Source organism: Herbaspirillum sp. GW821-FHT09A12, assembly GCF_059418325.1.
Window position 1 is genome coordinate 36,121 of record NZ_JBWKPR010000001.1, and the last position, 24,106, is coordinate 60,226.

General features: G+C 63.9%; 20 protein-coding genes and 1 tRNA gene. 10 read left to right on the top strand and 11 right to left on the bottom strand.

Annotated elements, in window-relative coordinates:
• Positions 1 to 3: 3 nt before the first annotated feature.
• The gene (locus tag AC07N6_RS00165; protein WP_494780311.1) at positions 4 to 1,371 is read left to right on the top strand and encodes a sigma-54-dependent transcriptional regulator; all 1,368 of its coding nucleotides are present in this window, start codon (positions 4 to 6) and stop codon (positions 1,369 to 1,371) included.
• A gap of 112 nt (positions 1,372 to 1,483) precedes the next feature.
• On the opposite strand, the gene AC07N6_RS00170 is transcribed toward AC07N6_RS00165, so the two are convergent.
• Positions 1,484 to 1,568: transfer RNA gene (locus AC07N6_RS00170), tRNA-Leu, on the bottom strand.
• Positions 1,569 to 1,691: 123 nt separating this feature from the next.
• Between AC07N6_RS00170 and AC07N6_RS00175 the strand changes: the two genes are divergently transcribed.
• On the top strand, positions 1,692 to 3,653 hold the full coding sequence (locus AC07N6_RS00175; RefSeq protein ID WP_494780312.1) for an APC family permease: 1,962 nt from the start codon (positions 1,692 to 1,694) through the stop codon (positions 3,651 to 3,653).
• A gap of 62 nt (positions 3,654 to 3,715) precedes the next feature.
• Here the strand turns inward: AC07N6_RS00175 and AC07N6_RS00180 are convergent, their stop codons facing one another.
• From AC07N6_RS00180 to AC07N6_RS00200, 5 genes are all read right to left on the bottom strand, one after another.
• On the bottom strand, positions 3,716 to 4,159 hold the full coding sequence (locus AC07N6_RS00180; protein ID WP_494780313.1) for a surface-adhesin E family protein: 444 nt from the start codon (positions 4,157 to 4,159) through the stop codon (positions 3,716 to 3,718).
• A 19-nt stretch (positions 4,160 to 4,178) separates the two neighbouring features.
• Positions 4,179 to 4,364 (bottom strand): hypothetical protein, encoded by a 186-nt coding sequence (locus AC07N6_RS00185; RefSeq protein ID WP_494780314.1) that lies wholly within the window; start codon positions 4,362 to 4,364, stop codon positions 4,179 to 4,181.
• 137 nt (positions 4,365 to 4,501) lie between these two features.
• Complete coding sequence (locus tag AC07N6_RS00190; RefSeq protein ID WP_494780315.1) at positions 4,502 to 5,521, bottom strand: DctP family TRAP transporter solute-binding subunit; 1,020 nt, start codon at positions 5,519 to 5,521, stop codon at positions 4,502 to 4,504.
• Positions 5,522 to 5,720: 199 nt separating this feature from the next.
• Positions 5,721 to 6,800: a tartrate dehydrogenase gene (locus AC07N6_RS00195; protein ID WP_494780316.1), complete on the bottom strand. Its 1,080-nt coding sequence runs from the start codon at positions 6,798 to 6,800 to the stop codon at positions 5,721 to 5,723.
• A gap of 195 nt (positions 6,801 to 6,995) precedes the next feature.
• Positions 6,996 to 7,934, bottom strand: a complete 939-nt coding sequence (locus AC07N6_RS00200; protein WP_494780317.1) for a D-hexose-6-phosphate mutarotase — start codon at positions 7,932 to 7,934, stop codon at positions 6,996 to 6,998.
• A gap of 226 nt (positions 7,935 to 8,160) precedes the next feature.
• Between AC07N6_RS00200 and AC07N6_RS00205 the strand changes: the two genes are divergently transcribed.
• On the top strand, positions 8,161 to 9,375 hold the full coding sequence (locus tag AC07N6_RS00205; protein ID WP_494780318.1) for a glycoside hydrolase family 5 protein: 1,215 nt from the start codon (positions 8,161 to 8,163) through the stop codon (positions 9,373 to 9,375).
• A 67-nt stretch (positions 9,376 to 9,442) separates the two neighbouring features.
• Positions 9,443 to 10,357, top strand: coding sequence for a LysR family transcriptional regulator (locus tag AC07N6_RS00210; RefSeq protein WP_494780319.1), 915 nt, complete (start codon positions 9,443 to 9,445; stop codon positions 10,355 to 10,357).
• Positions 10,358 to 10,371: 14 nt separating this feature from the next.
• Here AC07N6_RS00210 and AC07N6_RS00215 read toward each other — a convergent pair whose 3' ends face one another.
• Positions 10,372 to 11,439: a substrate-binding domain-containing protein gene (locus tag AC07N6_RS00215; RefSeq protein WP_494780321.1), complete on the bottom strand. Its 1,068-nt coding sequence runs from the start codon at positions 11,437 to 11,439 to the stop codon at positions 10,372 to 10,374.
• A 205-nt stretch (positions 11,440 to 11,644) separates the two neighbouring features.
• Between AC07N6_RS00215 and AC07N6_RS00220 the strand changes: the two genes are divergently transcribed.
• The 6 genes from AC07N6_RS00220 to AC07N6_RS00245 all read left to right on the top strand — a co-directional run bounded on the left by AC07N6_RS00220 (position 11,645) and on the right by AC07N6_RS00245 (position 19,846).
• Entirely contained in the window at positions 11,645 to 13,288 is a 1,644-nt protein-coding gene (locus AC07N6_RS00220) for an OFA family MFS transporter (protein ID WP_494780322.1), read from the top strand.
• Between the two features lie 459 nt (positions 13,289 to 13,747).
• Positions 13,748 to 14,224, top strand: coding sequence for a formate dehydrogenase subunit gamma (locus AC07N6_RS00225; RefSeq protein WP_494780323.1), 477 nt, complete (start codon positions 13,748 to 13,750; stop codon positions 14,222 to 14,224).
• A complete protein-coding gene (locus tag AC07N6_RS00230) occupies positions 14,221 to 15,801 on the top strand; it encodes a formate dehydrogenase beta subunit (protein ID WP_494780324.1) in 1,581 nt (526 codons plus the stop codon). The genes AC07N6_RS00225 and AC07N6_RS00230 overlap by 4 nt, the downstream gene beginning before the upstream one ends.
• 30 nt (positions 15,802 to 15,831) lie before the next feature.
• Positions 15,832 to 18,705, top strand: coding sequence for a formate dehydrogenase subunit alpha (gene fdhF, locus AC07N6_RS00235; protein ID WP_494780325.1), 2,874 nt, complete (start codon positions 15,832 to 15,834; stop codon positions 18,703 to 18,705).
• A 22-nt stretch (positions 18,706 to 18,727) separates the two neighbouring features.
• Positions 18,728 to 19,573: a formate dehydrogenase accessory sulfurtransferase FdhD gene (gene fdhD, locus AC07N6_RS00240; RefSeq protein ID WP_494780326.1), complete on the top strand. Its 846-nt coding sequence runs from the start codon at positions 18,728 to 18,730 to the stop codon at positions 19,571 to 19,573.
• A 45-nt stretch (positions 19,574 to 19,618) separates the two neighbouring features.
• Positions 19,619 to 19,846, top strand: a complete 228-nt coding sequence (locus AC07N6_RS00245; RefSeq protein ID WP_494780327.1) for a formate dehydrogenase subunit delta — start codon at positions 19,619 to 19,621, stop codon at positions 19,844 to 19,846.
• 106 nt (positions 19,847 to 19,952) lie between these two features.
• Here AC07N6_RS00245 and AC07N6_RS00250 read toward each other — a convergent pair whose 3' ends face one another.
• The 4 genes from AC07N6_RS00250 to AC07N6_RS00265 form a co-directional block, all read right to left on the bottom strand.
• A complete protein-coding gene (locus AC07N6_RS00250) occupies positions 19,953 to 21,260 on the bottom strand; it encodes an MFS transporter (RefSeq protein ID WP_494780329.1) in 1,308 nt (435 codons plus the stop codon).
• A gap of 69 nt (positions 21,261 to 21,329) precedes the next feature.
• Entirely contained in the window at positions 21,330 to 22,172 is an 843-nt protein-coding gene (locus tag AC07N6_RS00255; RefSeq protein ID WP_494780330.1) for an NAD(P)-dependent oxidoreductase, read from the bottom strand.
• Positions 22,173 to 22,190: 18 nt separating this feature from the next.
• On the bottom strand, positions 22,191 to 23,192 hold the full coding sequence (locus tag AC07N6_RS00260; RefSeq protein ID WP_494780331.1) for a transketolase family protein: 1,002 nt from the start codon (positions 23,190 to 23,192) through the stop codon (positions 22,191 to 22,193).
• Positions 23,192 to 24,064, bottom strand: coding sequence for a transketolase (locus AC07N6_RS00265; protein WP_494780332.1), 873 nt, complete (start codon positions 24,062 to 24,064; stop codon positions 23,192 to 23,194). The genes AC07N6_RS00260 and AC07N6_RS00265 overlap by 1 nt, the downstream gene beginning before the upstream one ends.
• Between the last annotated feature and the right edge of the window lie 42 nt (positions 24,065 to 24,106).

The window sequence follows — 24,106 nt, forward strand, 5'->3', positions numbered from 1 at the left end:
ACCATGCATCCAAACACCGACGACATCAACAACGCCAACAACGCCAACAACGCCAACAACGGCACAGCCATCCTGGTCGAGGATGAGCAGGCGGTGCGCCGCGCCACCGCGCAGACGCTGGAATTGGGCGGTTTTTCCGTCAGCGCCTGGGCCAGCGCGGAAGAAGCCCTGCCGCTGCTCACGCGCGACTTCAACGGCATCCTGGTGACCGATGTGCGCCTGCCGGGAATCTCCGGGTTGGCGCTGCTGGAGCATGCGGTGGGCGTCGATGCCGACATTCCGGTGATCGTGGTCACCGGCCATGGCGACGTCGGCACGGCGGTGGATGCGATGCGCGCCGGCGCCTACGACTTCATCGAAAAACCTTTCGCCTCCGACCGCCTGCTGGAAGTGGCGGCGCGCGCGCAGGAAAAGCGCCGCCTGGTGCTGGAAAACCGCAAGCTGCGCGAAGCCTGGGCCAGCCATCCCGAACTGCCGCCGCTGGTGGGGCAATCGGCGGCCATCGAACGCGTGCGCACGCTGATTGGCAGCCTCGGGCCGGCCGATGTCGATGTGCTGATCAACGGCCAGACCGGCACCGGCAAGGAAGTGGTGGCGCGCCAACTGCATGCGGCCAGCGGCCGCAAGGGGACGTTTGTCGCGCTCAACTGTGGCGCGCTGCCGGAGACCGTCTTCGAAAGCGAGATCTTCGGCCACGAGGCCGGCGCCTTCACCGGCGCGCAGAAACGCCGCATCGGCAAGCTGGAATACGCCAACGGCGGCACGCTGTTCCTGGACGAGATCGAAAGCATGCCGCTGGCCATGCAGGTCAAGCTCCTGCGCGTGCTGCAGGAGCGCCGGCTGGAGCGCCTGGGCGGCAACGAATCGGTGGTCATCGACTGCCGCGTGGTGGCGGCCAGCAAGGCCGACCTGCTGCAAATGAGCGCGCGCGGCGAGTTCCGCGAAGACCTGTATTACCGCATCGGCGTGGTCGCCATCGACCTGCCCACGCTGAACCAGCGCGGCAGCGACATCCCCTTGCTGCTGGCGCACTTCTGCCAGGCTGCGGCCGTGCGTTACCGGCGCGATGTGCCGCCCTGGAGCGCGGCGCAGATGCAGCAATGGCAGCAGCGCGAGTGGCCGGGCAATGTGCGCGAACTGCGCAATTTCGCCGATCGCTGGGTGCTGGGGGTGAGCGAAGCGGGGCCGGTGCGGGAAGCGCCGCCGGAAGGCATTTCATTGCCGCAGCAGGTCGAGAATTTCGAAGCAGGAATGATTGCCTTCGCCCTGAGGGAAACCGGCGGCAGCGTGGCGCTGGCGGCGCAGCACCTGGGCATTCCCAAGAAGACGTTGTACGACAAGATCAAGAAGTACAACTTGGGAGGGGACTGAGTAGCCGTAGCGGAGGCTGTTCTGTCTCGAACACAGGGACGTGATCAATACAACCGCCCGAAAAAACGAAAAGCTCCTATCCAGAGAATAAGGAGCTTTTTTCAATGATTCCTGGTGCCGGGAGCCGGAATCGAACCGGCACGCCTTGCGGCGCGGGATTTTGAGTCCCGTGCGTCTACCTATTCCGCCATCCCGGCAACGCAAGCGCGAGATTATGACGGATTTTGAATTCGCGGGCAAGTCCCAAAAACGGGAAGCGGGTATCATGGCGGGTTGGAGAAACAGACGGCGGTGCGATTTCGCATCGCCAGCCTCAAGTAATGAAGCCGTTGAAGATTCGTGAAATAGTGATCGGGAAAGCGCTCGATCCCCTCAAGAGCGAAACCCGTCATTCGCTGGCGCTGGTGGCTTTCCTGGCCTGGGTCGGGCTGGGGGCGGACGGGTTGTCGTCTTCCGCCTATGGGCCCGAGGAGAGTTTCCGCGCATTGGGCGAGCACACCCACCTTGGCCTCTATCTGGCGCTCGCTACCGCGCTGACCGTGTTCATTATCGCGCTGGCCTATAACCAGGTGATCGAACTGTTCCCGACCGGGGGCGGCGGCTATCGCGTCGCCACCAAGCTGGTGGGGCCTTATCTCGGCCTGGTGTCGGGGGTGGCGCTGATCCTCGATTATGTGTTGACCATCGCCATTTCGATCGCTTCCGGCGTCGATGCGCTGGCATCCATGTTGCCGCTGGGTTTCCAGCCTTACAAGCTGTGGCTGGAGGCGATCTGCATCGGTATCCTGATCGTGCTCAACCTGCGCGGCTTGAAGGAGGCGATCCGGGTGCTGCTGCCGATCTTCCTCGGCTTCGTGGCGACCCATCTGCTGCTGATCCTGTACGGCATCTTCGCGCATGCGGCGCATTTCCCTTCGCTGATTCCCGGCACGCTGGCTGATACCGGCGAGCTGGCCCAGCATATCGGCTGGTCGGGCGTGGCGGCCATGCTGCTGCTGGCCTATTCGCAGGGCGGCGGCACTTACACCGGGCTGGAGGCCGTCTCCAACAACGTCAACATGCTGGCCGAGCCGCGCGTGCGCACCGGCAAGGTGACCATGATCTACATGGCTTTGTCGCTGGCCTTCACCGCCGGCGGCATCTTCCTGCTCTACCTGCTGTGGGACGCCCGCCATGTGGACGGCCAGACCCTCAATGCCTCGACCTTCCGCATCATCATCGGCAGCCTCGGCATCGAAGCCAAATGGGTCAACGACCTGATGCTGATGGTGGTGCTGGCGTTTGAGGCCGGGCTGCTGTTCGTGGCGGCCAATACCGGTTTCCTGGGCGGGCCGGCGGTGCTGTCCAATATGGCGGCCGATTCCTGGGTGCCGCACAAATTCCGCTATCTCTCCACCCGCCTGGTGACGCAGAACGGCATCCTGGTGATGGGCGTGGCGGCGCTGGTGATCCTGTTCTGGACGCAGGGCAGCGTGACGCTCCTGATCGTGCTGTATTCGATCTCGGTGTTCCTGACCTTCGCCATTTCGCTGTTCGGCCTGTGTCGCTATTGGTGGCGCCGCCGCCGGCAGCTCGACCACTGGAAGCGGCGCTTCCTGCTGTCCCTGGCCGGTTTTGTGATCTGTTCCGCCATCCTGTGCGTGCTGGTGGTGGAAAAATTGTTCGACGGCGGTTGGGCCACGGCGGTGATCATCGCCGCCATGTCGGCGCTGTGCATCTATATCCGCAACCATTACCGCGACACCAAACTGGCCATCCGCACCGTCGACCAGATCTTCGCCAACCAGCCCTTCGGCCCGCACTTGGGGGAGATCCTGCCGGATCCATCGCAGCAGACCGCGGTATTCATCGTCGGCACCTCGCGCGGCGGCGGCTTGCATGCGCTGCTGTGGGTGCAGCGCATGTTCCCGGAGCATTTCAAGAACTTCATCTTCGTCAATGCCCGCACGGTGGATTCGCATGCCTATGGCGGAGAGGGCGCGGTCGAGCAAATGCGCGCCGAGGCCGATGCGACGCTGCAGTTCTTCGTCGATTTCTGCCGTAGCCACGGCCTGGCTTCGGCATCTCGTCTGGGCTTCGGCACCGATGCCGTGCAGGAAGTGACCCGGCTTTGCTATGAGATCAGCAAGGAATATCCCAACGCCATCTTTTTCACCAGCAAGCTGGTCTTCGAGCAAGACAACTGGTTCATCCGCCTGCTGCACAACCAGGCGGCGCTGGCGGTGCAGCGGCGGCTGCATTTCGACGGCTTGCAGATGGTGATCCTGCCCATGAAGGTGTGAGAGCCGCCCGGGATCCGGGGCGGGAAAGCAGGGCCGGGAAGAGGAGGGCTTACCGGGAGGGCTTATTTGCCGCAGACGGCGTCGATGGCGCGTTCGCCGGTGGAGCCCGGAATCGGGTCTTGCAGCCTGACGTCCGCATAGGACAGTTGCGGCGCCAGCAGCAAGGTTCCCTGGCCGTCCGGTTGCGCATACATCTTGCGGCTGCCGAAGCCGAGCTGGTGGTTGCTGCAGTCGAAGTAGGCGGTCGAGATTTCCGACGTGTAGTAGGTCTTGCTGCCTTGGCCCATCAGCAGCTGGGGGCGGCGCCAGTTCAACAGGATCTGCGCCTGGCGGATGCTGCGGGTGGCGACGATGCTGTTCTTGTCGACGAAGAAGCTGCCGATGTTGTTGTCGCCCAGCGGCGACCATTCGGCATGGGCCGGCAGTGCCGTGCCGGCCAGTGCCACTGCGATAGCCAGGCTTGCCGGTGCGCGCAAGACGGAGGATGAAAAAAACGGTACGTCCATAGGGCGGAGTGCGTCGCGATCAACTGAACATGACGGCCAGCATTGCCACATCATCTTCCAGCAGCAGCGCCAGGGTCACGCCCCAGAAGAGCGTTTCGGCCAGGAGCCGGTTCCAATTGTGCTGCAGCCGCAATGACATGTCCGGTCCGGTGATCGGGATAATTTGAATTGCGCCCATCCTAACATGTAGCGCGCGGGCGGTCATGGGGGCAGATGGCGATACCTGCCGCCGCCGGGCGTGCCAAGCCGGGCATGGCAGGAAAAAACCCGCCATGGGCGGGCTTGAGAGTGTGGCCGGAGGGGATGCCGGACTTGCGGCGCAATCCCCCCAGCTTCACTTCTTCACTTCAACACGGCAGGATCACGGCCGATGGTCTTGAAGATATCTTCCATCAGCGGCTTGCCCACGCGCTTTTCCATGTCGTGGTAGACCGGGGCCTGCACTTTGCGCCATTCATCCTTGTCTTGTGCCGTCATCGTCAGGATCTGCGTTTTGCCGGTCTTGCGGATTTCCTCCAGGGCATCGTCGTTTTCCTTTTTCGAATTGCTGTTGAAGTAGCTGGCCGTATCCTTGACGGCCTGGTCCATGAGCGGCCTGATCTCGGCCGGCAGCCCGTCCCAGAAGCGCTTGTTGGTCACCAGCACGTAGCCGTGGTAGCCATGCTCGGACAGGGTCAGGTACTTCTGCACTTCGAACAGCTTGGAAGTGCTGACGATCGAGGGCGGGTTTTCCTGCCCGTCCACCACGCCGGTCTGCAAGCCCTGGTAGAGCTCGGAGAACGCCATCACCTGCGGCAGCGCGCCGACCGCGCGAGTGCGGGCATCGATCACCTTGGAGGACTGGATGCGGATCTTCATGCCCTTGATGTCATTGGGCTTGACGATGGGTTTGTTGGAAGTCCAGTCGAGGAAACCGCTGTCGAGCATGGTCAGGCCGACGATGCCCTTGGTATCGAGTTTCTTCAGCAATTGCTGGCCGATCGGCCCTTGCGTGATCTTTTGCGCCTGCTCCATGTTGTCGAACAGGTAGGGCAGGTCGAACACTTCGAACTCGCGCACGCCGATCGGGCCGAATTTGCCGAAGGTCGGCGCCAGCATCTGCACCGAGCCCATCTGCAGCGCTTCCAGTTCTTCCTTGTCCTTGTACAACTGGCTGTTCGGGTAGACCTCCACCTTGACCCGGCCCTGGGTGCGTTCTTCGACGATCTTCTTGAAATATTCGGCGGCCTTGCCCTTGGAGGTATTGGCTGCGACCACATGGCTGAACTTGATCACGATAGGCTGCTGCTGGGCATATCCCGGCGTGCTGGCCGCCAATTGTGCAAACAGGGCAAGCAGCCCCAGGGTGTTCCAGGTTTTCATTGTGTCTCCTCGTCATTTCGTCATTTTTGATTGTGATGGGCGGCATGGCGCCGCCGCGGTGACTGCATGCTGCGGTGTGAACCTTGTGCTGATGACTGGATGCTGCTGGACGTTGCCGGTGCTGCGGAAGGGGGCGGCAGGCCGATGCCTGCCGCTCGGTCGGCGGCCGGGAAGCCGCCGGGATGCTGCATTATCGAACCTAGATCGCTGCCGCGATGGCCTTGCCGACTGAGGTGGTGTCGCCCTGGCCGCCCAGGTCGGGGGTCTTCGGGCCATCCTTGAGCACATGTTCGACCGCGGCCAGGATGGCGTCGTGCGCCTGCCGGTACTTGGCGTCGCCGTTGCCGAGGAAGTCCAGCATCATCGCGCCCGACCAGATGGTGGCGATGGGATTGGCGATGTTCTTGCCGAAGATGTCCGGCGCCGAACCGTGCACCGGTTCGAACAGCGAGGGCAGTTCGCGCGACGGGTTGATGTTGGCCGAGGGGGCGATGCCGATGGTGCCGGCGCAGGCCGGGCCAAGGTCGGAGAGGATGTCGCCGAACAGGTTGGAGGCCACCACCACGTCGAAGCGGTCCGGGTTCAGCACGAAGTGCGCGGTCAGGATGTCGATGTGGTATTTGTCGCGCCTCACGTCGGGGTATTGCTTGCCCATGGCTTCCACGCGCTCGTCCCAGTAGGGCATGGTGATGGCGATGCCGTTGGATTTGGTGGCCGAGGTCAGGTGCTTTTTCGGGCGGCTTTGCGCCAGGTCGAAGGCGAACTTGAGGATGCGGTCGGTGCCCTTGCGGGTGAAGACCGATTCCTGGATCACGGTCTCGCGTTCGGTGCCTTCATACATGCGGCCGCCGATGGAGGAGTATTCGCCCTCGGTGTTTTCGCGCACCACGTAAAAGTCGATGTCGCCGGGCTTGCGGTTGGCCAGCGGGCAGGGCACGCCCGGCATCAGGCGCACCGGGCGCAGGTTGACGTACAGGTCGAATTCGCGGCGGAACTTCAGCAGCGAACCCCACAGCGAGACATGGTCGGGCACCGTGGCCGGCCAGCCGACCGCGCCGAAGAAGATGGCTTCGAACCCCTTCAGCTGGTCGAACCAGTCGTCCGGCATCATCTTGCCGTGCTTTTCATAGTAGCCGCAGTGGGCCCAGTCGAAATGGGTGTATTCGATCTCGATGCCAAACTTCTTGCTGGCGGCCTCGACCGCGCGCAGGCCTTCCGGGATGACTTCCTGCCCGATGCCGTCGCCGGCGATGACCGCTATCTTGTGTTTCCTTGCCATGCTGTTCTCCTGGATGATGTGGCGCCCGTGGGCAAGCTCTCCGGGGGAAATCATAAACGCATTCGCGCGGCGATCATGCACGGATCGGTTATTCCATGAAACACGATACGTGAATAATCGGAACGTGAAAGCGGCACAGGAAAAAGCCCGGCGCGTGGCCGGGCTTGCGCTTGCGCAAGGGCATGCGGGCCAGGGCTAGCTGTCGAGCGGCTCCGCCCACATCGTTACCCCCATGCTGTGCGCTTCGCCGGGCGCCAGCTCGACCAGGTCTTCCATGACGTTGGCGGTTTCAATGCACAGCATGCGCTGCCAGGCGTCGTCGGCGAACTGGGACAGGCGGCGCGCCTTGCTGGCCCACGGGTTCCACACCACGGCCGAGCTCGAGCCGCTGGCCTCGATGCGGATACGGCGCTGCCAGCCTGCGTCGCGGATCGCCAATTGGGACGGCAGGTCGAGGTAGATGCGGTCGGTTTCGTTGCTGATCACCAGTTCGCGTTTTTGCTGGCGCTCGGCCCAGCCTTCCAGCGTCTCGATGTAGCGCCGCCCTTCCAGGCCTTCCACCGCCACGTCATGGATGCTGCTCACGGCAAAGTAGCTGTGCAGCGCCTGGGTCAGGGCGATGTGCTGTTCGCTGTTGTTGCGGGTGGTCAGGTTCAGGTGCAGGCGGTCATCCAGCAGAATGTCCAGGCGCAGCTCCAGGCCGGCCGGCAGGTGGCGCAGGCTGGGCGAATCCGTGGTGGGGGGAATGGCCAGCGTCAATCGCACGCTGTCGCCCTCGATGGCGCTTTCCTGCAGCAGCCAGTCGATGCCGCGCACCAGGCCGTGCGCCGGCAGCCGCCCGCCGGAGTGCAGCGTTTGCACCTGCGGCGGGTTGCGCATCAGGTCGCCGAACCACGGCCAGCAGACGGGGATGCCGCCGCGCACCGAATTGCCGGCTTCAAAGGCGGCCTCTTCGCTCATCCAGATCAGCGGCTCCTGGCCATGCACCTGGTAACGCAGCACTTGCGCGCCTTGTTCGGCCACCAGCAACTCGGCCCGGGCGGTCTGGATGCGCAGGCACTGCAGCTGGTTGACTTCGATGCGCTGGATATGCGGGACTTCCTGGGGGACAGTCCCGTCGTCTGTCGTGCTCATGCTGGAAACTCCGAAAAAATTGCGATGGTGCAAGCCTGCCACATTTCGCCCCGGCGAGGAATGGCCGGGGCATTTTCTTGCCGATGCAGGCTTGTCATTTATGCATGTTTTGCATGCCATGCGGCGCATCGTTGAAGATCGATTTCTCAAACGATACGTTTGCCTGTCCTGCACCAATGCTGCTGCGGAACTGTCCAATGGCGTTCGCCCAACAGGAATTGCCGATATGAAGAACATCTGCCAGCCGATGAGGAAACTGATTGCCATGGTGGGGCTCCTGGCCGCCACGGCGACGGCGGCGCCTGCGCTTGCCGCCGACCCCATGCAGTTTTGGGATAGCCCGCGGCACGGGGGCAACAGTTTCAACCGGCTGCCGCCCGACCAGGCCTATTTCGATGCATTGCGCGCGCATGGCGCCGATTGGGTGCGCCTTTCCTATGACAAGTGGCGTGCGCAAGGCCGGGATTTCCTGCTGGGGGATGCCGACCGTTATCAAGGCCTGGCCGAGCGCGACCTGGCCACGCTCAAGGAAACGCTGGCAAGAATAGACAAGGCCGGTTTGAAGGCGGTGATCGCGCCGCTGTCGCTGCCCTATGCGCGCTGGTCGCAAAACAATGGCGGCAAGTTCGATGACCGGCTGTGGCAGGATCGGCAGCGCTGGCGCGATGCCGTGCGCTTCTGGCGCGACCTGGCGCAGGCATTGCGCGGGCAGCCGGGCATCGCTGCCTATAACCTGATCAACGAGCCGGCGCCGGAGAAGATGGGCGGCTTGCCGGAGCATGCGGCGCCCGAGCGCATGCGGCAATGGTATGCCGAGCAGCAGGGGAGCGGGCGCGACCTGCCGGCTTTTTATGCCGAAGTGACCCGCGCCATCCGCGAAGTCGATCCGGATACGCCGGTCATGGTCGATGCCGGCTGGTACGCGGCGGCCGACGCTTTTTCCTATTGGCCCGGGCCGCTGGCCGATGCGCGCACGCTGTACAGCTTTCATATGTACGAACCCTTTGAAACCACCAGCGGGCCGAACCTGCGCCGGCAGCCGCCGTTGCGCTATCCCGGCGACACCCGTTTCGGCGGCGTGGCGCAATATTGGGATGCCAGGCGCGTCGCTGTTTATCTTGAGCAGCCGCTGGCCTGGGCGCGCACGCACGGCATTCCGATGTCGCGCATGGTGGCCGGCGAGTTCGGCTGCATCCGCACGCTCGACAGTTGCGAACGTTATCTCGACGACGTGTTGAGCGTGCTGCAGCGCTCCGGCGTGCATTGGGCTTTTTATGCGTTCCGCGAAGACAATTGGGATGCCATGGACTATGAGCTGGGCAAGGGCAAAGTCCACTGGAGTTACTGGGATGCCCAGGAAAAGGGCTTGCCCGATCCGGTCAAGCGCCGTGCCACGCCCGAGTTCGAGGTGATACGGCGCCGCCTGCAAGACGGCGGGTGAGCGGTTTCGTCGGGCTGGCCATGGGTGGCTATAATCCACGTATCGTTGACCCGATCCGCTACGAACCGTGAACAATTCTCCCTTGCTTGAAGACCTGCGCCTGTTTTGCGTGGTGGCCCGCCGCAGCAGCTTTGCCGAATCGGCCAAGGAGGTCGGCGCTTCGCCGGCCTACATCAGCAAGCGCATCGCGCTGCTGGAGCAGGCGCTGGGCGTACGCCTGTTCCATCGCACCACGCGCAGCGTGGTGATGACGGAAGAGGGCGGCAACGTCCACGACTGGGCGCGCAAGATCCTCGACGATGTCGAGCAGATGATGGAGACGGTCAGCAGCGCCAAGCGCGTGCCGCGCGGATTGTTGAAGATCAGCACCAGCTTCGGCCTGGGCCGCAAGTACGTTTCGCCGCTGCTGTCGGAATTCGCGGCGCTGCATCCGGAGCTGAAGATCCAGCTGGAACTGGTGGACCGCCAGATCGACCTGGTCAACGAAGGTTTCGACCTCGACATCCGCGTCGGGCCGGGGCATGAGCCGCAGCTGTTTTCCAAGCGCATCATGCCCAGCCAGCGCGTGCTGTGCGCCAGCCCGGCTTACCTCAAGCGCCACGGCTTGCCGGCCGACCTGGCCGCATTGCGCCAGCACCAGTGCCTGGTGATCCGCGAGCGCAACCAGTCCTTCGGCATCTGGCGCATGATGGGCCCCAAGGGGGCGGAGACGATCAAGGTGTCGGGCGGCCTGGCGTCCAACCACGGCGAGATCATCCACCAGTGGGCGGTGGACGGCCACGGCGTCATCCTGCGCTCGATCTGGGACGTGGCCGAGAGCTTGAAGCGCGGCCGGCTGGTACGCATCTTGCCGCAGTACTACCAGGAAGCCGACTTGTGCGCGGTCTATCCGCTGCAGTTGAAGAATTCGGCCAAGGTGCGCGAGTGCGTGCGCTTCCTGCAGAAAAAGCTGGATGTGAACGCGCCGGCCATCACCGTGTGAACCGGGCCGGCAGCTCAGCCGAAGGCTTCTTTCAGCGTCTGGATCTTGCCGGTGTCGGTGGCGTCGTAACCGGCCAGGTTGTTGACCGCGGTGCGGAAGGCGTCCGATTGCAGGATGTCGATCACCGCGCGGACCAGCGGGTCGTGCAACGACGCCGCCGGCAGCGCGAAGAAATAGCGCTCGCGCACCAGCGGGATGAATTCCAGCCCGAAGCGCTGGGACGCGGTCTGCACGCCGAAGCCGACGTCGGCCATGCCGCTGGCGATGAAGGCCGCCACCGCCGAGTGCGTGAATTCGGTGTTCTCGAAACCGTTGATCTTCTTGTGGGCGATGCCGGCGCCGGACAGCATCAGCTCCAGCAACATGCGTGTGCCCGAGCCGGCCTCGCGGTTGACGAAGCGCAGGTCGCCGCGCGTGAGGTCGGCCAGCGACCGCACATTCTTGGGATTGCCCGGCTCCACGAACAGGCCCTGGTTGCGCACCGCCAGGTGGATCAGGCAGTCGCTGCGCTTGTTGAGCCATTTGGCGTAGGTGGCGATCGCCGGCCGCTCGAATTCGCCCAGCGGCACATGAAAGCCGGCCAGGTCACATTCCTGGCGCGACAGCGCGGCCACGGCGTCGGTGCTGTGGCGGTAGCGCACTTCCACCGGCAGCCGCGCCTCATTGATCTTGCCCAGCAGCGCGGCCACCGCGAAACCGTGGCTGGCGTTGAGGCGCACCGTTTCCGATTTGCCTTCCACCGTCTTGCCCAGTTCGATTTCCAGTTCCGACGCCAGGCTGTCGAGCGTGGGCGACAGGCGCGCCGCTACCAGGCGGTCGGCCCACAGCAACTTGTTGGCGAATGGGGTGAGGGTGGTGCCGCGTCCGCGGCCGCTGTCGATCAGGCGATTGCCGAAGATGCGCTCGGCGTCGCGCAGCAGGCCCCATGCATGCCGGTATGAATAACGGATCTGCTGGGCGGCTTGCGCGATCGAGCCGCTTTGCTGGATCGCGGTCAGCAGCGTGAGCAGGTTGGCCGTATCGAGCGGGGCCTCGTTGTCATAGGCGATTTCCCAGTGCGGCTTGATGTGGACTTTGTACATTTATGAAAAATATAGCATATTGAGTTAGCTGTTTTTAGGTGATAATTTCGCTGCAGCCTGCATAAATGATAAAAAATATATGTAGTGTTGCACATATATAAACAGAGGGGAACATGATTGCAAAGATGGATCGGCTTGCCGCTCCGAGCGGCTTTGCAATGGCCTCTCTCTCGATCCACATCATCAATAATTATTCGGAGGAATAATGGCTTTCGATTTCCTGAACAAGGAACATACGGTTGCCAAGCCCGGCTTCAACCGTTGGTTGGTGCCGCCGGCCGCACTTGCAATCCACCTTTGTATCGGCATGGCCTACGGCTTTTCCGTGTTCTGGCTGCCGCTGTCCAAGGCGCTGGGCGTGACCGCGCCGATCGCTTGCGGAGCCGATGTCGGCTTCTTCGCGCAAATCTTCTCGTCCGGCTGCGATTGGAAAATCTCCATGCTGGGCTGGATGTACACCATGTTCTTCGTCCTGCTCGGCATTTCCGCCGCGATCTGGGGCGGCTGGCTGGAACACGCCGGCCCGCGCAAGGCCGGCGTCGTAGCGGCACTGTGCTGGTGCGGCGGCCTGCTGATCTCGGCCATCGGCGTCAAGACCCACCAGCTGTGGCTGATGTGGGTCGGTTCCGGCGTGATCGGCGGCGTCGGGCTTGGCCTGGGCTACATCTCGCCGGTGTCGACCCTGATCAAGTGGTTCCCGGACCGGCGCGGCATGGCCACCGGCATGGCCATCATGGGCTTCGGCGGCGGCGCGCTGGTCGGCAGTCCGCTGGCCGACATGCTGATGAAGAAATTCGCCACCCCGACCTCGGTCGGCGTGTGGGAAACCTTCGTCGCCATGGCCGTGATCTACTTCGTGTTCATGATGGCGGGCGCCTTCGGCTACCGCGTTCCGCCTTCGGGCTGGAAGCCGGCCGGCTGGACGCCGCCGGCTGCCACCAACAACACCATGATCACCCAGAACCACGTACACGTTTCCAAGGTCTGGGGGATCCCGCAGTTCTGGCTGGTGTGGCTGGTGCTGTGCCTGAACGTGTCGGCCGGCATCGGCGTGATCGGCATCGCTTCGCCGATGCTGCAGGAAGTCTTCGGCGGCCACCTGCTGGGCGTGAACGTCGGCTTCAACGACCTGTCGCCCGAACAGAAGACCGCCATCGCCGCGCTGGCAGCGGGCTTTACCGGCCTGATCAGCCTGTTCAACATCGGCGGCCGTTTCGCCTGGGCTTCGTGCTCCGACTTCTTCGGCCGCAAGATGACTTACGTCATCTTCTTCGTGCTGGGCTTCGTGCTGTACGTGAGCCTGCCATGGTCGGCCAAGACCGGCAGCATCGCCCTGTTCGTCGGCGCGGTCTGCATCATCCTGTCGATGTATGGCGGCGGCTTCGCGACCGTGCCGGCTTACCTGGCGGACTTGTTCGGCACCCAGATGGTGGGAGCGATCCACGGCCGCCTGCTGACCGCATGGGCGACTGCCGGCATCCTGGGCCCGGTGGTGGTGAACTACATGCGTGAATACCAGCTGTCGCTGGGCATGCCGCGCGAGTCGGTCTACAACACCACGATGTACATCCTGGCCGGCATGCTGGTGCTGGGCCTGATCTGCAACCTGCTGATCCGTCCGGTGGCCGCCAAGCACTTCATGACGCCGGAAGAACTGGCGCGCGAGAAGCAGCTGGCGCACGAAAAGTCGGCAGCCGAAGCGGCCACGACCGCTTCGTCGGGCGACATGTCCAAGATCGGTAGCGGCGGCAATCCGGTGGTGATCGCGCTGGCATGGCTGGCAGTGGGCATCCCGCTGATCTGGGGCGTGACGCTGACGCTGCAGAAGTCGGCCGTGCTGTTCCGTTGATCGGGGCTTGACGCAACAAGCAGTACCCGGCGCCCGCGCAGGCGCCGGCAGCGGCGAAAGCCGCTGACACAACCCGCAAGGGGACAAGATCCGCAGGCGGGTTGTGTCAGCGAGACTATCAAAAAAATCAGGAGTGGCTTGCGCCTGCCAGGCGTATGCGAATGCCATATCCCCAGTGTTCTGTACCAACCCGCAAAGGCAGGGAGAACATGCATAAACGGAGACCGGCTGTATCCATCCGCGCGGCCATCGACAGTGGCCCGGTGGCGCAGCTTTTACCGGCATTTGCAGCCGGCATGTCTGTTCTCCCCATCCTTTCCGAGTTTCCCAGAATGATGCGTTCCAGGCAGGCCGCGCCGTCCTGAGGCGTGCGCCGTACCCGTTTTCATTTGTTCCCGAAGCGCCGATAACAAGATTCGCAACGAACGGCGGCGTTTCATAGCGAGGCAGGAGACTTCAATGAACAGGCAACAAGACTTCGATGTGGCGGCGGTGCGCGGCATCATCGCCGAACGCAAGGGGATGGCGGGCGCCATGCTGCCCATCCTGCACGGCATCCAGGAAAAGCTCGGCTACATCCCAGCGGACGCGGTGCCGATGGTCGCCGACGGGCTCAACGTTTCGCGCGCCGAAGTGCACGGCGTGGTTTCCTTCTATCATTTCTTCCGCCAGCAGCCGCCGGGCAGGCATGTGGTGCAAGTGTGCCGCGCCGAGGCTTGCCAGGCGCGCGGCGCCGACGCGCTGGCCGGGCATGCGCAGGATGTGCTCGGTTGTGCTTTCCATGAAACCACGGCCGATGGCCAGTTCACGCTGGAGCCGGTGTATTGCCTGGGGCAATGCGCCTGCGGCCCCAACATCATGATCGATGATGATTTGCACGCGCGCGTGGGCGCCGACAAATTCCAGCGCCTGGTGCAGGCCAAGCGGGGGGCATGATGCATACCCAGACGATGGACACCATCACCGTCTATGTGCCGCGCGACTCCACCGCGCTCGCCCTGGGCGCCAACGACGTGGCTGCCGCCATCGCGGTCGAGGCCGACAAGCGCGGCGTCAAGGTCAAGCTGGTGCGCAACGGCTCGCGCGGCATGTTCTGGCTGGAACCGCTGGTGGAAGTGGCGACCGCTGCCGGCCGTGTGGCGTACGGCCCGGTCGGCATGAGCGACGTGGCCGGGATGTTCGACGCCGGCTTTCTGGCCGGCGGCGCGCATCCCTTGCGGCAGGGGCTGACCGAGGAAATCCCGTACCTGAAGCAGCAGGAGCGCCTGACCTTCGCGCGCGTGGGCATCACCGATCCGCTGTCGCTGGACGACTATCTCGCCTATGAAGGTTATGTGGGCCTGAAGAATGCGCTGGCCATGGCGCCCGAGTCGGTGGTGCGGCAGGTGCTCGATTCCGGCTTGCGCGGACGCGGCGGCGCGGCGTTTCCGACCGGCATCAAGTGGCAGACCGTGGCCGGCGCCAGGGCGGCGCAGAAGTATGTGGTGTGCAATGCCGACGAGGGCGACTCCGGCACCTTCTCCGACCGCATGGTGATGGAGGACGACCCGTTCATGCTGATCGAAGGCATGACCATCGCCGCCATCGCGGTCGGCGCGACCGAGGGCTACATCTATGTGCGCTCGGAATACCCGCATGCCATCGCTACATTGACCCAGGCCATCGCCATCGCCACCGAGAAGGGCTATTTGGGCGACAACATCCTGGGCTCCGGAAAAGCCTTCCGGCTGGAAGTGCGCAAGGGCGCCGGCGCCTACATCTGCGGCGAAGAGACCGCCATGCTGGAGAGCATCGAAGGCAAGCGCGGCGTGGTGCGCGCCAAGCCGCCGCTGCCGGCGCTGGAGGGTTTGTTCGGCAAGCCGACGGTGATCAACAACCTGATCTCGCTGGCGTCGGTGCCCATCATCCTGGCGCGCGGCGCCCGGTTCTACAAGGACTATGGCGTGGGCCGCTCGGCCGGCACGCTGCCGTTCCAGCTGGCCGGCAACATCAAGCATGGCGGCTTGGTGGAGAAGGCTTTCGGCCTGACCCTGCGCCAGTTGCTGGAAGACTTCGGCGGCGGCAGCGAAAGCGGCCGGACGATCCGCGCGGTGCAGATGGGCGGCCCGCTGGGCGCCTACATGCCGCAAAGCCAGTTCGATACGCCGCTGGATTACGAGGCCTTCGCCGCCATCGGCGCCATGATCGGCCACGGCGGCCTGGTGGTTTTCGACGATACGGTCGACATGGCCAGGCAGGCGCGTTATGCGATGGAGTTTTGCGCGGTGGAATCCTGCGGCAAGTGCACCCCGTGCCGCATCGGCTCCACGCGCGGCGTGGAAGTGATCGACAAGATTGTCGCAGGCCAGAACAATGCGGACCGGCCGCAGCAGATCCATCTGCTGCGCAGCCTGTGCGACACGATGGTCAACGGCTCGCTGTGCGCCATGGGCGGCATGACGCCATTCCCGGTGCTGTCGGCGCTGAACCATTTCCCGGAAGACTTCGGCACGCCCAGCGAGAAGGCGGCCTGACCTTTGCATTGAATCGTAAGGAGTTGCACCATGAACCAGCTCAATGAAACCGATTACGGCACGCCGGCGCGTGTCTCGCCACAGGAAGTCACGCTGGAGATCGACGGCGTCGCGGTCACCGTGCCGGCCGGCACCTCGGTCATGCGCGCGGCGGTCGAGGCCGGCGTCAATGTGCCCAAGCTGTGCGCCACCGACAGCCTGGAGCCCTTCGGCTCCTGCCGCCTGTGCCTGGTGGAGATCGAAAAGGATGGCCGCAAGATGAAGGGCTATCCGGCTTCCTGCACCACGCCTTGCGAGCCCGGCATGAAAGTGCAGACGCAGACGCCCAAGCTGGCCGAGATCCGGCGCGGCGTGATGGAGCTCTACATCTCCGACCACCCGCTGGATTGCCTGACCTGCCCCACCAACGGTAACTGCGAACTGCAGGACATGGCCGGCGCGGTCGGCCTGCGCGAGGTGCGCTACGGCTACGAAGGCGAGAACCACCTGCAGATGAAGAAGGACGAATCCAATCCCTATTTCACCTACGATCCATCCAAGTGCATCGTCTGCAACCGCTGCGTGCGCGCCTGCGAAGAGACGCAAGGCACCTTCGCGCTGACCATCGACGGCCGCGGTTTCGCCTCGCGCGTGTCGGCCGGGCAGATGGACAGTTTCATGGAATCCGAATGTGTCTCCTGCGGCGCCTGCGTGGAAGCCTGCCCGACCGCGACGCTGACCGAGAAGAGCGTGATCATGCTGGGCCAGGCCGAGCACAGCACGGTCACCACCTGCGCCTATTGCGGCGTCGGTTGCTCGTTCAAGGCCGAGATGAAGGGCAACGAGGTGGTGCGCATGGTGCCGTACAAGGACGGCCAGGCCAACCACGGCCACTCGTGCGTGAAGGGCCGCTTCGCCTGGGGCTACGCGACGCACAAGGACCGCATCCTCAATCCGATGATCCGCAAGAACATCAGCGACCCATGGCGCGAAGTGTCGTGGGAGGAAGCGCTTTCGTACGCGGCCAGCGAGTTCCGCCGCATCCAGGCCAGGCATGGCAAGGATTCCATCGGCGGCATCACGTCCTCGCGCTGCACCAATGAAGAAACCTACCTGGTGCAGAAGCTGGTGCGCGCCGCCTTCGGCAACAACAACGTCGACACCTGCGCGCGCGTATGCCATTCGCCGACCGGCTACGGTTTGAAGCAGACGCTGGGCGAATCGGCCGGCACCCAGACCTTCGATTCGGTGATGAAGTCGGACGTGATCATGATCATGGGCGCCAACCCGGCCTCCGGCCACCCGGTGTTCGCCTCGCAGATCAAGCGCCGCTTGCGCCAGGGCGCCAAACTGATCGTGATCGACCCGCGCACCACCGAGATGGTCAAGTCGCCGCACGTGCAGGCCGATTACCACCTTAAATTGAGGCCCGGCACCAACGTTGCCATCATCACCGCGCTGGCGCACGTGATCCTGTCCGAAGGGCTGCAGAAGGAGGATTACATCGACGAACGCTGCGATGTGAAGTCCTACAACGACTGGAAGCAATTCGTGCTGCGCCCGGACAATTCGCCCGAAGCCATGGCCGAGGTCACCGGCGTGCCGGCCGAGGCCATCCGCGGCGCCGCGCGGCTGTTCGCCACCGGCGGCAACGCCGCGATCTACTATGGCCTGGGCGTGACCGAGCATGCGCAGGGTTCGACCACCGTGATCGGCATTGCCAACCTGGCCATGTGCACCGGCAACGTCGGCCGCGAAGGCGTGGGCGTCAATCCGCTGCGCGGCCAGAACAACGTGCAGGGTTCGTGCGACATGGGTTCCTTCCCGCATGAGTTGCCGGGCTACCGCCACATTTCGGATTCCACCGTGCGCGGCCAGTTCGAGCAGGCATGGGGCGTCACGCTCAATCCCGAACCGGGTTTGCGCATCCCCAACATGTTCGACGCCGCGCTGGACGGCAGCTTCAAGGGACTGTACTGCGAAGGCGAGGACATCGTGCAATCCGACCCCAACACCCAGCACGTGGCCGCCGCGCTGCAATCGATGGAGTGCATCGTGGTGCAGGACCTGTTCCTGAACGAAACCGCCAAGTACGCGCATGTGTTCCTGCCGGGCTCCTCGTTCCTGGAGAAGGACGGCACCTTCACCAACGCCGAGCGCCGCATCTCGCGCGTGCGCAAGGTGATGCCGCCCAAGGCCGGCAAGTCCGACTGGGAAGTCACGGTGGCGCTGGCCGAAGCGCTGGGCTACCCGATGCCGTACAATCATCCATCGGAAATCATGGATGAAATCGCCGCGCTGACGCCGAGTTTCCGTGGCGTCAGCTACGCCAGGCTGGACCAACTGGGCAGCATCCAGTGGCCGTGCAACGACGCCGCGCCGGAAGGCACGCCGATCATGCACATCGGCAGCTTCATCCGCGGCAAGGGCAAGTTCATCAACACGCAGTATTTCGCTACCGATGAGAAGGTGACGCAGCGTTATCCGCTGATCCTGACTACCGGCCGCATCCTGTCGCAGTACAACGTCGGCGCCCAGACGCGCCGCACCGAGAACTCGCAGTGGCATAGCGAAGACCGGCTGGAGATCCACCCGCACGATGCCGAGGACCGCGGCATCCGCGAAGGCGACTGGGTCGGCATCGAGTCGCGCGCCGGCCAGACCGTGCTGCGCGCGACCGTGACCGAGAAGGTGCAGCCGGGCGTGGTGTACACCACCTTCCACTTCCCGGAATCGGGCGCGAACGTGATCACCACCGACAACTCCGACTGGGCGACCAATTGCCCGGAGTACAAGGTGACGGCGGTGCAGGTGCTGCCGGTGTCGCAGCCGTCCGAATGGCAGCAGCATTACCAGCGCTTCAACCGCGAGCAGCTTGATTTGCTCAAGGGCGAGAAGGCGGCAGAGCCGCTGGTGACGAAGTAACTGAACTACCTCGATGGAACATATGAACGCACGCATTCCTCCAGCCCCCAACGTCGATGAATCCACCGGCGCATACGCGACATCGGCCCGGGTGACGGTCGACCGCTGGCGCGACGGCCGGCGCGAGACGGTGGATGACGTCGTCGCCGAGGAAGTGCCGATCGCGCTGGAATACAACGGCATTTCGCATGCCGTGATGATGGCCACCCCGGCCGACCTGGAAGACTTCGCGCTCGGCTTTTCGCTGACCGAAGGCATCCTGGCCGATCCGGGCGAATTGTATGAATGCGAGATCGTGCCCGGCTGCGAAGGGGTGCAGGTGCAGATGCGCATCGCCACCGAACGCTTCGTCGCGTTGAAGGAGAAGCGCCGCAACCTGACCGGCCGTACCGGCTGCGGCCTGTGCGGCGCCGAGACGCTGGAGCAGGCGGTGCGCCATCCAAAGGCGGTGGCGCATGAAGGGGCGTGCTTCACGATAGCGCAGATCCATGCCGCGCTGGAACAGATGCAGGGCGGCCAGCAATTGCAGCAAATCACCGGCGCCACCCACGCCGCCGCCTGGCTGGGCGCCGATGGCAAGATCGCCCTGGTGCGCGAAGACGTGGGCCGCCACAATGCGCTGGACAAGCTGATCGGCGCGTTGGCAGAAGATGGGGCCGACTTCTCCACGGGCGCGGCCATCATCACCAGCCGCGCCAGTTACGAGATGGTGCAGAAGGCGGCGACGGTCGGCATCGGTTTCATCGCCGCCATTTCAGCCCCGACCGCGCTGGCGATCCGGCTGGCGGAAGAAACCGATGTCACGCTGCTGGGTTTCGTGCGCAAGCAGGGGCATGTGGTGTACGCAAGGCCACACCGGTTGCGCTGAGCAGATAAGTTTCCGGATAAAAGATAAAGACCGCAGGAGGACGACATGAATACCGAGCATCTGATCAAGATGGCCAACCAGATCGGCGCCTTTTTTTCGACCATGCCCGACCACGAACAGGCACTGGCCGATTTCGCGACGCACCTGAAACGCTCCTGGGAACCCCGGATGCGCAAGGAATTTCTGGCGCACATCGAGCAGACGCAAGGCCAGGGGCTCGATCCGATCGTGCTGGAGGCGGTGAACAAGCACATGCAGCAATTGGCGGTATAAGCGGGCAATATCAGCGGGCAACATCAGTGGGCGGCATCAGCGTTGCCTGGCGCCGGGCTCAAAAAAAATCCTCGCATCGGCGAGGATTTTTTTACGTCCACAGACGTTACACGCGAACTTCAGGGCGTCCGGCGGGCTTCGCCCTGTTGGCCACCGCAGGCGCGGTTTCGCGCATGGAAAGGGCGCAGCAGACGGAAATGACGCCAAGCGATGAAAACATCAAGGCGGGGCCGATCCAGCCGGTCACGCCATACAGTGCCGTGGCAATCATCGGCAGCAGGCCGGCGACCAGCGAGGCGCCGTTGTAGCCCAGCGAAATGCCGGAAGAGCGAACGTTGGCGGGGAACTGTTCGGAGAACCAGCTCGATTCCACCGCGAAGATCGGGTCGTGGCTCAACAGCAGCGACAGCGCGATCGCAGTGATGACCATGATGACCGAGCCGGTGTTGATCAGCATGAACATCGGAATGCCGAAGGCGATGGTGAACAGCGCACCCAGCATGAACACCGGGCGACGACCGATCCGGTCGCTCAGGGCGCCATAGATCAGGTGGCTCACCAGGCCCAGGGCCGAACCGATCAGCGTGCCCCAGAGCACCTGTTTGGTGGTGGCCACTTGCGCCAGCACCACGTACGACAGCATGAAGCTGGTGGTGATGTAATAGCCGCCGGTTTCAGCCAGGCGTGCGCCGACGATCTTCAGAATAGAGCGCCAGTCATTGCGAATCACTTCCAGCGCCGGTTGCTTGACCAGTTTCTGTTCGGCCTTGGCCGCTTCGAACTCGGGCGACTCTTCCACGTTCATGCGGATGAACATGCCGACCGCCACCATCACGAAGGACACCAGGAAAGGGGCGCGCCATACCCAGTCGCCCTCGAACAGCTCGCCCGACAGCAGGAACGCGCCATTGGCCAGCAGCAGCCCCATCGGGATGCCGATCTGCGGCACAGCGCCGAAATAACCGCGCCGTTCCGGCGGCGCATGCTCGCACGCCATCAGTACCGCGCCGCCCCATTCCGCGCCGAAGCCGATGCCTTGCACCATGCGCAGGATAATCAGCAGGATCGGTGCAATCACGCCGGCCTGTTCATACGTCGGCAACGCCCCGATCAGGACTGTGGCCATGCCCATCGCCACCAGCGACCACAGCAACACCGCCTTGCGGCCGACGCGATCGCCATAGTGTCCGGCCAGATAGCCGCCCAGCGGGCGCATCAGGAAGCCGATGGCCAGCGTGGCGAAGGAGGCCAGGATGCCGATCAGCGGTTCCTTGGTGTGGAAGAACACCTTGCCGAAATAGGCGGCGGCAGCCGTGCCGTAGATGAAGAAGTCGTAGCTCTCTACGGCCGAGCCGATCATGGAGGCAAAGGCGACCTTGTTCGCCTTGCCCCCGCGTGCCTGGGGATTGCTCATTGTCTTGTCTCTCTGGTTGATTGTTCTGTTGCAAGGGGCGGGGCCGCATGACGGCCCCGGAATTGCTGCCTACTTCCAGGTCTCGATGACCCGGCTGTCGTCGCGCTGTCCCAAGCCGTTCTCGGCCGCCTGGCGGTATTTGGCATTGGCGATGGACAGCAGCGGCACCTGGGCGCCGCACTCCTTTGCCGCGGCGGCGACCAGGTCGCTGTCCTTGACGAAGATGTTGATGGAGCTGGTCACTTCGACATCGGTGCCGGCCAGCATGCGCGGGCCGCGGTCCGACAGCATCCAGGAACCGCCGGCGCCGTTCTCGACCAGTTCCAGCACGGCCGCCTGGTCCAGGCCCAGCGAACGCGCCAGGTTCAGGGCTTCGGCGGCGGCGACGATATGCACCGAACACAGGTGCTGGTTGACCACCTTGATGGCCTGGCCGTCGCCCAGGTTGGGGCCGGTCACGCGTACGCTGCCCATGGCGTCGAGCACCGGCCGCACGGCATCGATATCCGGTTGCGCGCCGGAAGCGAAGATCACCAGCTTGCCGGTTTTGGCGCGGGCGACGCCGCCGGTCACCGGCGCATCCACCACCTGCGCCCCGGCCGCGCGCAGGCGTTCGCCTTGTTCGCGCACGCTGGCCGGGCCGACGGTGGACATGACGATCCAGATTTGTCCGGCCACGTCCTTGGCGTTGTCGACCACAGTGGCCAACTGCTGCGGGGTGGCGACCATCACCACCACCGCTTGCGCCCTGGGAGCGTCAGCGAAGGAGGCGACCGCGTTGATGCCGCTTTCGGCGGCGCGCGCGCGGTTGGATTCAACTACCTCGACGCCGGTCACATTGTGTCCGGCTTGTTTGATCTGCAACGCCATGGGCAGGCCGATGGCGCCTACGCCGATGAAGGTAACGTCCATGATGTGTTTTCCTTGTCCTTATTTCAGCCAGGTCTTGATGTTCCCGACCAGTACCGAGGTCGAGATGCCGTAGCGGTCGTGCAGCGTGGGCAGTGCGCCCGCATCCAGGAACTGGTCGGGCAAGGCCACATGGCGGAACTCCGGCATCACGCGCGCCATCACCAGCGCGCGGGTGACGGCCTCGCCCAGGCCGCCGATGACGCTGTGGTTCTCGGCGACGATCACCAGGCGGCCCGGACGGCGGCACTGCTCAATGATGGTAGCTTCGTCCAGCGGCTTGATGGTCGGCACGTGCAGCACGCCCACGCTGGCTGAACCGTCGTCCAGCGCCTTGGCCGCTTCCAGCGCGCGCATGGTCATCAGGCCGGAGGAAATGATCAGCACATCCTTGCCGTCGCGCAGCATCTTGGCCTTGCCCAGCTCGAACTTGTAGTCGTATTCGTCCAGCACGGCCGGCACCTTGCCGCGCAGCAGGCGCATGTAGACCGGGCCGTTGTGCGCGGCGATGGCGGGCACCGCTTGCTCGATCTCCAGCGCGTCGCAGGGATCGATCACGGTCATGTTGGGAATGGCGCGCATCATCGCCAGGTCTTCGGTGGCCTGGTGGCTGGGGCCGTAGCCGGTGGTCAGGCCGGGCAGCGCGGCGCAGATCTTCACGTTCAGGTTTTCTTCGGCGATCACCTGGTGGATGAAGTCGTAAGCGCGGCGCGTGGCGAACACCGCATAGGTGGTCGCGAACGGGATGAAGCCTTCCTTGGCCATGCCGCCGGCGGCGCCCATCAGCAGTTGCTCGGCCATGCCCATCTGGAAATAGCGCTTGGGGAAGGCCTGCGCGAAGATGTGCAGGTCGGTGTACTTGGATAGATCCGCGGTCATGCCCACGATGTTCTGGCGGCGCTCGGCTTCTGCGACCAAGGCATGGCCAAACGGCGCCGGGCGGGTCGGCTGGTCGTCGCCGGCGATCGAGGCGATCATCGCCGAGGTCGTCAGGCGCGGCTTCTTTTCAGTAACGGCGTTCATCAACGCTCTCCCTTCGCATGGTGTTCATCGAGCACCGCAATGGCCTGTTGCCATTCCTGCGGATCCACCCGGATAAAGTGGTTCTTCTCGCGCGTCTCAAGGAAGGGCACGCCCTTGCCCATCAGCGTGTCGCACAGGATCACGCGCGGCTTGGCTTCGGCCAGAGCGCGGCAGCGATCGAAGGCGTCGACCACGGCCTGCAGGTCATTGCCATTCACGCGCTCCACGTGCCAGCCAAACGATAGCCACTTGTCGGCCAACGGTTCGAAACCGAGGATCTCGTTGGAATTGCCGTCGGCCTGCTGGCGGTTGATGTCCACCAGGTTGATCAGGTTGGACAGGCCGTGGTGCGAGGCCGACAGCGCGGCTTCCCATACCGCGCCTTCATCCAGCTCGCCGTCGGACATCGAGTTGTAGACGAAGGCGGGGTTGTTCTTCAGTTGCAGGCCCAGCGCCATGCCGACCGCGATGGTCAGTCCCTGGCCCAGCGAGCCGCCGGAAATTTCCATGCCGGGCGTGTAGGTCGCCATGCCGGACATGGGCAGCCGGCTGTCATCGGAGCCGTAGGTTTCCAGTTCTTCTTCAGGGATGATGCCGGCTTCGATCAGCGCGGCGTAGCAGGCGATCGCATAGTGGCCGTGGGAGAGGAGAAAACGATCGCGGCCTTCCCATTCCGGTTGTTCCGGACGGTAGGTCATCGCATGGCAAAAAGCGGTGGCCAGGACGTCGGACCAGCCGAGCGCCTGGCCGATGTAGCCCTGGCCCTGGACTTCGCCCATGCGCAAGGCGAAGCGGCGGATGCGATAAGCGCGGTGTGCAAGTTTTGCCAACACCGAGTCGTGCGTTGGCCCGGCGATCGCCGAGGTCATCATAAAGGTCTCCTGTAGGAAGCGGGTTAGATCCCTGCTGGCCCA

Bases quoted from the DNA above. Each gene is read 5' to 3' on its own strand.
- AC07N6_RS00245 (WP_494780327.1), top strand. From the start codon at position 19,619: ATGAATACCGAGCATCTGATCAAGATGGCCAACCAGATCGGCGCCTTT.
- AC07N6_RS00225 (WP_494780323.1), top strand. From the start codon at position 13,748: ATGAACAGGCAACAAGACTTCGATGTGGCGGCGGTGCGCGGCATCATC.
- AC07N6_RS00250 (WP_494780329.1), bottom strand. From the start codon at position 21,260: ATGAGCAATCCCCAGGCACGCGGGGGCAAGGCGAACAAGGTCGCCTTT.
- AC07N6_RS00205 (WP_494780318.1), top strand. From the start codon at position 8,161: ATGAAGAACATCTGCCAGCCGATGAGGAAACTGATTGCCATGGTGGGG.
- AC07N6_RS00255 (WP_494780330.1), bottom strand. From the start codon at position 22,172: ATGGACGTTACCTTCATCGGCGTAGGCGCCATCGGCCTGCCCATGGCG.
- AC07N6_RS00190 (WP_494780315.1), bottom strand. From the start codon at position 5,521: ATGAAAACCTGGAACACCCTGGGGCTGCTTGCCCTGTTTGCACAATTG.
- AC07N6_RS00195 (WP_494780316.1), bottom strand. From the start codon at position 6,800: ATGGCAAGGAAACACAAGATAGCGGTCATCGCCGGCGACGGCATCGGG.
- AC07N6_RS00260 (WP_494780331.1), bottom strand. From the start codon at position 23,192: ATGAACGCCGTTACTGAAAAGAAGCCGCGCCTGACGACCTCGGCGATG.
- AC07N6_RS00215 (WP_494780321.1), bottom strand. From the start codon at position 11,439: ATGTACAAAGTCCACATCAAGCCGCACTGGGAAATCGCCTATGACAAC.
- AC07N6_RS00220 (WP_494780322.1), top strand. From the start codon at position 11,645: ATGGCTTTCGATTTCCTGAACAAGGAACATACGGTTGCCAAGCCCGGC.
- AC07N6_RS00180 (WP_494780313.1), bottom strand. From the start codon at position 4,159: ATGGACGTACCGTTTTTTTCATCCTCCGTCTTGCGCGCACCGGCAAGC.
- AC07N6_RS00200 (WP_494780317.1), bottom strand. From the start codon at position 7,934: ATGAGCACGACAGACGACGGGACTGTCCCCCAGGAAGTCCCGCATATC.
- AC07N6_RS00165 (WP_494780311.1), top strand. From the start codon at position 4: ATGCATCCAAACACCGACGACATCAACAACGCCAACAACGCCAACAAC.
- AC07N6_RS00230 (WP_494780324.1), top strand. From the start codon at position 14,221: ATGATGCATACCCAGACGATGGACACCATCACCGTCTATGTGCCGCGC.
- fdhF (WP_494780325.1), top strand. From the start codon at position 15,832: ATGAACCAGCTCAATGAAACCGATTACGGCACGCCGGCGCGTGTCTCG.
- AC07N6_RS00265 (WP_494780332.1), bottom strand. From the start codon at position 24,064: ATGATGACCTCGGCGATCGCCGGGCCAACGCACGACTCGGTGTTGGCA.
- fdhD (WP_494780326.1), top strand. From the start codon at position 18,728: ATGAACGCACGCATTCCTCCAGCCCCCAACGTCGATGAATCCACCGGC.
- AC07N6_RS00175 (WP_494780312.1), top strand. From the start codon at position 1,692: ATGAAGCCGTTGAAGATTCGTGAAATAGTGATCGGGAAAGCGCTCGAT.
- AC07N6_RS00185 (WP_494780314.1), bottom strand. From the start codon at position 4,364: ATGACCGCCCGCGCGCTACATGTTAGGATGGGCGCAATTCAAATTATC.